2 protein-coding genes are annotated in these 1,318 nt (G+C 66.6%); both read left to right on the forward strand.

What is annotated here, in order from left to right:
- The coding region (locus JCM9942_RS16160; RefSeq protein ID WP_157723001.1) for an efflux RND transporter periplasmic adaptor subunit at positions 1-827 on the forward strand (827 nt) is incomplete at its 5' end.
- A gap of 34 nt (positions 828-861) precedes the next feature.
- On the forward strand, positions 862-1,318 hold a 457-nt coding region (locus JCM9942_RS16165), incomplete at its 3' end, for an ABC transporter ATP-binding protein (RefSeq protein WP_157723002.1).

Here is a 1,318-nt window from a genome sequence, read left to right on the forward strand (position 1 = left end):
CCAGCAAAGTCACCGACCAGGCCGCCATCGACCGACAGGCCGCCGCTCGCGACTTGGAGCGCTACCAGCGCGGCTTCGATGGGGGCGCGGTGCCGCAGGTCAATCTGGCCAAGGCTCAGGACGACCTGAAGAAAGCCGAGATCACCCTGCAGCACGCACGCAGCGATGCCACCTTGCAGAGCCGGGGCGCGGATCTGGACGCGCGCAACAAGCGTCTGCTGGCCGAACGCCAGAAGGCGGTGGTGAACGAAGTGCAACGTCAGGTCGATGCGCTGACCCTGCGCGCGCCGTTCGATGGCCAGGTCGGCCAGGTCCAGGCCACCCAGCACACCCAGGTCATCGCCAACGCGCCGGTGCTGGGCGTGGTGGACCTGTCCAAGTTCGAAGTCGAGATCAAGGTGCCGGAAAGCTTCGCCCGCGATCTGGCGATCGGCATGCCGGCGCAGCTCACCAGCGGCACGGGGCAGCCGTTCCCGGGCGAGATCGCGGCCGTTTCCCCGGAAGTGGTCAACGGTGAAGTGGTCGCCCGCCTGCGCTTCTCCGACCAGCAGCCGCCGGGCCTGCGCCAGAGCCAGCGGATGAGCGCGCGGGTCCTGCTGGACACCCGCAAGAACGTGCTCAAGGTCGAGCGCGGCCCCTTCATCGAACAGTCCGGCGGGCGCTACGCCTACGTCGTGACCGGCAGCACCGCGACCCGTCGCCCGATCCAGACCGGTGTCAGCAGTCTGGGCGAAGTGGAAATCGTCTCGGGTCTGCAGCCGGGCGAAAAAATCGTCGTCTCCGGTGCCGACCTGTTCGGTGACCACGAGCGCGTCTCCATCAACTGACCCTCCGTTTCTCCTTTCAGCCCAGGAACCTCCCATGCTCCAGATGCAATCCGTCTCCAAGGTCTTCCGCACCGAACAGGTTGAAACCCATGCACTGCGTTCGCTGGACCTGCATGTGCGCGAGGGCGAGTTCGTCGCGGTCACTGGCCCGTCCGGCTCGGGCAAGACCACCTTCCTCAACATCGCCGGGCTGCTGGAAACCTTCACCTCCGGCCAGTACCTGCTCGATGGCCAGGACGTGAGCCACCTCGGCGATGACGCCCGTTCGCGGCTGCGCAACCAGAAGATCGGTTTCATCTTCCAGGGCTTCAACCTGATCCCCGATCTGAACCTGTTCGACAACGTCGATGTGCCACTGCGCTACCGCGGTATGCCCGCGGCCGAGCGCAAGCAGCGCATCGAGAAAGCGCTGGGTGATGTCGGCCTGGGCTCGCGCATGCGCCACTACCCGGCCGAGCTGTCCGGCGGCCAGCAGCAACGCGCCGCCATCG

It is taken from the genome of Stenotrophomonas pictorum JCM 9942, assembly GCF_001310775.1.
GTDB lineage: Bacteria > Pseudomonadota > Gammaproteobacteria > Xanthomonadales > Xanthomonadaceae > Stenotrophomonas > Stenotrophomonas pictorum.